Here is a 4,576-nt window from a genome sequence, read left to right as displayed (position 1 = left end):
AAACTCAATCTTGGCACTTCGATGCCGGCGTGGCTTATGCCACCAGCGACTGTGGGAAGTCCCCTTTATAGTCCGTCCAACGGGACGCCAAAATGCGGCGCATTTTGGTTCCCTCCGCTGCGCTCCGGCGCCCGTTACGTCCAACGTTAGCCATCATGAACGACCTCGACTTCGTATTGAAACGCATCGATCCATGGGTCGAAAAGTACATCTGTGCGGGCCCGTCCGCTCTAGACCCACTTGAAGTAGTTGGCGTCGGAGTCTGGATGCTGGAGGCCGAGGTCAACAATGGCGGCTTCGATCAGTACTACTTCAATTCTGCTGGCGATCTCGCGCTTCAAACGGTTGAAGCGCTGAAGGCTATTGGCGCTGGAAATACGGCGTCTTTGCTCTCAGCTGCCAATGCAGAATTCCCTGGCTCAGTGCCTCCAGTGAATCGCGCCGAGCGCCAGGAAGCACTTGGTCGAATTCGTGAAACGGTCCGGTTTGCGTCGCTCGAGGCGGAGTTCTACCGCTATGAAGAAGATCTCCTTACTCTTCTTGCAAGCTATCTCCGAGCGCACGCTGGTGATGGCTAACACTTCAGTCAACCGGACACCAAACTGCTTCGCAGTTTGGTTCCCTCCGCTGCGCTTCGGTGCCGGTTACTTCCAACGTTAGCCCCGTGTTTATTCATTCGAAATTCCTGCTGGCAATGTTTGAATCGCTGTCCCGGCGCCTCTCGCTTTGCGGGGCGCCGCAGGTTTTCGGTGGTTCGGCGGGCTATCTCACCGTGCGGCAGGCGCTTGCTCAATCGTCGCGGGCTTCGAACGCGGCGCCTGCACGCGCTGGCAGTTGGGTTTGCGCGTGCGCGTTTGACGGCTCGGCTTCGCTGGAAACGTTCTTCGGTGTTTTGCCGAGCGAAGTGGGCGGCGATTTTTCGGCTTTCGCTCGTGCGGGCGCCGTTGCGGGCACGGCTCGGGTTTCTCTTGGTCGGCTTGCCCTGGCAGGCCGTTCGGTTTTTCAATCGGTCACTGGTCTCGCGGCTAACACTGCGGTCAACGGGACACCAAACTGCTGCGCAGTTTGGTTCCCTCCGCTGCGCTCCGGTGCCCGTTACCTCCAACGTTAGCTCCCGCAATGGCACAGTCCGACGAATTCTCGCCAGATCGAAACATTGTCGAAGGTATCGTTGAGCACCTTCTACGCCCGGAGTTATTGAAAATTGAGGCCGAAACGGGCCTCGCTCCGCAAGTGCAGTTCCATGTGCATGTTCAGGGCAAAGATACAGAGGTTTTCGGCGAACCGAGCACGCCGTGGGTGGCGAGGCTAATCTTCCGCCGCACCTACAACGAACACAGAGTCTTAGTCCAGGTTCAGGCACGTCCGGCGCAAACGCTCCCGAGCGGCTTCTCAGGCTTCGTTGTAAAAGGCGAGTTTTCGCCCAACGACATACGTGCATCATTCAAGAAAACGGCATTCGTCAGTGAGTACAACACCAATGGGTTTCGGCGCTGGAGCTAACCCGTCGTTCGAGGGGACCGCCCAAAAGCCGCGCTTTTGGGTTCGCTACGGGCTGCGCCCTTCGCCGGCCCCTCAACTCCAACGTTGGGCGTCTTGAGGCGCTCGCAAGTTGCCTCCGCTTTGAATCTCGGCACGAAACGGCTGCACGGTTCATCGCAGGCAACTCCGCAATACAGGCACTCTCCGTTAGGGCCGCATTGCATCACCTTGTTGGTTGCAGGCGGCACTATCAAAAGCCCTTGCACATCGCTGCCAATATCTGCCGGGTGTCGTTGTGTCCCTGTCCATGGGTTGTATATCCACGCTGTCAGCCCGTGCCATTTCCGGTATTGGGCGGCATGGCTAGGGTATGGGTGCGGGGCTCGGTCTGTCGGGTCAAACTTCATCAGATCGTCTTGCATTTCAATTCCTTTCCGGGCGTCTGCCGCCCAACAATTCGTTGCAGCGGATTCGCGCCTGCGGCGCTCCCGCTGAACTCAAGCGTTAGCGTCAATGCTGAAAGCATCGGAACTTGAAGCGTGCTTTGGCGTTGCCGGCGTGGCCAACGTCACCGTGCAACGCTTGTACCGTTTCGGTTCGGTGACCAATTTCTGCACGGCAGTTGGGCGCGTCGGTCGGTTATCGTTTCGTTGGTGGTTGCGGGCTCTCCCCTCAACCGTTTTCGGTTTTCAAACCGCCGGCACTTCAAGCAAAGTCGGGCTGTTCCGTTGCGCCAGTTTCACCGCTGCCGCTAACTAATCGCTCAACCGGACACCCAAATGCTGCGCATTTGGGTTCCCTCGGCTTCGCCTCGGTGCCGGCTAGCTTTACGTTAGCGTCAATGCTGAAAGCGTCCGAACTTGAAACGTGCGTTGGCTTTGCCGGCGTGGCCAACGTCCCCGTGTTGCGCTTGTACCGTTTCGGCTCGGGGGCCAATTCCTGCACGGCAGTTGGGCGCCGCCCTCGGTTATCGTTTCTGCGGTGGTCGCGGGTTTTCCCCGCAACCGTTTCGCTTTCTCAATGCCCTGCACTTCGGGCCTGCGCTGCATGAATCGCCGTTCAAATTTCAACGCTGCCGCTAACAGGTCCGTCAACGGGACGCCAAACTGCTACGCAGTTTGGTGCCCTCCGCTGCGCTCCGGCGCCCGTTACGTCCAACGTTAGCGCTACATGAAAACCACCATCCGCGATTCGCTGGCGAAGAAGAAACGGCTCTGGCTTTTTAGCCTTGTTGCCACTTGCCTGCCTGCGCTCGTTGTGGCAGCTCAAACGCCTCAGCCGACGCCGGTTTCTATGGCTATCGTGGGCGGGCTTTTGTTGTGTTTCGTCATCCTGGGTGTTGCAGGTCAGGTGTTCCTTCGCTGTCCACGCTGCACGCGAACCATCGACCCGCAGTTCCGGCTCTCGCATTTCAACCCAATCAACTACTGCCCGTACTGCGGTGTAAGCATTGATGAGCCGCTCCATCGCTAACAAGTCCGTCAACGGGACGCCAAACTGCTGCGCAGTTTGGTGCCCTCCGCTGCGCTCCGGCGCCCGTTACGTCCAACGTTGGGCGTCACCGGCTAGCGGATCCCAAGATCTTGACGCGTAACTACACCATAGTTACAGTCGCCTCATGACTACACTTCACTTCGAGTGGGACGACCCGAAGGCCAAGGCCAACATCAAGAAGCACGGTGTGAGCTTCGAAGAGGCCAAGACGGTCTTCTACGACGACCGGGCGAGGCTGATCGCGGACCCAGACCATTCCGAAGATGAAGAGCGGTTCATCCTCCTGGGCTACAGCTCAGGCCTGAAACTGCTTGTCGTGTGCCATTGCTACCGCACGTCCGAGAATGTAATTCGCATCATCTCGGCGCGAAAAGCCACGAAGCAAGAGGCCGCGTCTTACTGAAAAGGTGCAATCCATGCGCGCTGAATACGACTTCTCGAAATCCACGAAGAACCCCTACGCTCCGCAGCTCAAAAAGCAAATCACCATCCGCTTGGACGAGGAGTGCATCAACTACTTCAAATCCATCTCTGAAGACGTTGGCATCCCGTACCAGAGCCTCATCAATCTGTACCTCCGCGACTGCGCCGCTTCGAACCGCAAGCTCAATCTCAAGTGGAAGTGACGCCCAACCAGTCCGTCAACGGGACGCCAAACTGCTGCGCAGTTTGATTCCCTTCGCTGCGCTCCGGCGCCCGTTACGTCCAACGTTAGGCATATCATGCGACAGCAAAGCGTTCAGCAGCAGAACATGGCAACCGAGCAGTCTATTCGTCGCGTGGCGAACTACTGGAGAAACCATGCATTGCCATCGGCGCTCGTCGAAGTCGCCACGTCAAGAGGGGTTGATTGCTCGAAGGCCATTGTTGTGAAGTTGGAGATCGACTTTCCCGGAATGCCACGCCTGTTCGGAATGTTGCTGACGGAGTCCGAGAAGTTCATTCATTTCGAGATTGAGACCAATGAAAGTCATTCAGTGTTTGAGGTCGTCGAGTGTTGGTGTGACGTTACCGAAGGTCAGAATCTTGGCGAGCACAATCGCGGCATCGGGATCGGTCAAGGCGCATTGGCAATCAAGGTTCTCCGTGAGGTCAACGCCGATGCCTAACACCACCGTCAAGGGGACGTCCCGCAGGCGGGCCGCCCCTTACGTCGAACGTTAGGCGCTTACGAATGGTCATGTTTGAGTCAGAGGCCGATTTACTAGAAACCATTGCACAGCACGATGCACTGGTTCGCCAATGCGTTGCAGGCAAACTGTCCTTCTTTGAGTTTTGCGAGAAGTACAACAACTTCTATGCTTATTGGGCCCTTGATGGACATGAGTCCGACGAAGAGGAACGTGCCCTTCTGGAGAAGCACGACAATCTCATCGAGCCCCATCGCGTAATTGCATACGAAATACTCGAAAAGTTGTGCTCAGACGAAGACGCGAAACTCGGTTCGTATATTAACGCCGGACGCTTTGGCTCATTAGAAGCAACGAAAAGGCTAGCTAATGTCCGAGTCGGCGCCTAACAATTCTCTAAGGGACTTCCCGTCAACCGGGCGTTGTTGAAGCCGGCCGTCAGGCCGGTTTTGCTTTTCAGGTTTCTCGAT

The 4,576-nt window shown here is 57.0% G+C and carries 9 protein-coding genes; all 9 read left to right on the top strand.

Features of this window, described 5'->3' with window-relative positions:
* Positions 1–155: 155 nt before the first annotated feature.
* The 9 genes from OPU71_RS21005 to OPU71_RS20965 all read left to right on the top strand — a co-directional run bounded on the left by OPU71_RS21005 (position 156) and on the right by OPU71_RS20965 (position 4,495).
* Positions 156–578 carry a DMP19 family protein gene (locus OPU71_RS21005; RefSeq protein ID WP_267730055.1) on the top strand — a complete coding sequence of 141 codons (423 nt, stop codon included), beginning with the start codon at positions 156–158 and terminating at the stop codon, positions 576–578.
* 86 nt (positions 579–664) lie between these two features.
* The gene (locus OPU71_RS21000) at positions 665–1,111 is read left to right on the top strand and encodes a hypothetical protein (RefSeq protein WP_267730053.1); all 447 of its coding nucleotides are present in this window, start codon (positions 665–667) and stop codon (positions 1,109–1,111) included.
* 8 nt (positions 1,112–1,119) lie between these two features.
* Positions 1,120–1,503 carry a hypothetical protein gene (locus OPU71_RS20995; protein ID WP_267730052.1) on the top strand — a complete coding sequence of 128 codons (384 nt, stop codon included), beginning with the start codon at positions 1,120–1,122 and terminating at the stop codon, positions 1,501–1,503.
* 492 nt (positions 1,504–1,995) lie between these two features.
* A complete protein-coding gene (locus OPU71_RS20990) occupies positions 1,996–2,241 on the top strand; it encodes a hypothetical protein (protein ID WP_267730051.1) in 246 nt (81 codons plus the stop codon).
* Between the two features lie 411 nt (positions 2,242–2,652).
* Complete coding sequence (locus OPU71_RS20985; RefSeq protein WP_267730050.1) at positions 2,653–2,955, top strand: hypothetical protein; 303 nt, start codon at positions 2,653–2,655, stop codon at positions 2,953–2,955.
* Positions 2,956–3,100: 145 nt separating this feature from the next.
* A complete protein-coding gene (locus tag OPU71_RS20980) occupies positions 3,101–3,379 on the top strand; it encodes a BrnT family toxin (RefSeq protein WP_267730049.1) in 279 nt (92 codons plus the stop codon).
* Positions 3,380–3,392: 13 nt separating this feature from the next.
* Positions 3,393–3,602 (top strand): BrnA antitoxin family protein, encoded by a 210-nt coding sequence (locus tag OPU71_RS20975; RefSeq protein WP_206255518.1) that lies wholly within the window; start codon positions 3,393–3,395, stop codon positions 3,600–3,602.
* A 126-nt stretch (positions 3,603–3,728) separates the two neighbouring features.
* Positions 3,729–4,085: a hypothetical protein gene (locus tag OPU71_RS20970; protein WP_267730048.1), complete on the top strand. Its 357-nt coding sequence runs from the start codon at positions 3,729–3,731 to the stop codon at positions 4,083–4,085.
* 71 nt (positions 4,086–4,156) lie between these two features.
* Entirely contained in the window at positions 4,157–4,495 is a 339-nt protein-coding gene (locus OPU71_RS20965; RefSeq protein WP_267730047.1) for a hypothetical protein, read from the top strand.
* Positions 4,496–4,576 lie beyond the last annotated feature (81 nt).

Origin of the sequence: Niveibacterium sp. 24ML (assembly GCF_026586805.1) — a bacterium.
Classification (GTDB): domain Bacteria; phylum Pseudomonadota; class Gammaproteobacteria; order Burkholderiales; family Rhodocyclaceae; genus Niveibacterium.
Note: the sequence above shows the minus strand (reverse complement) of the source record. Positions and strands in the feature narration are given on the sequence as shown.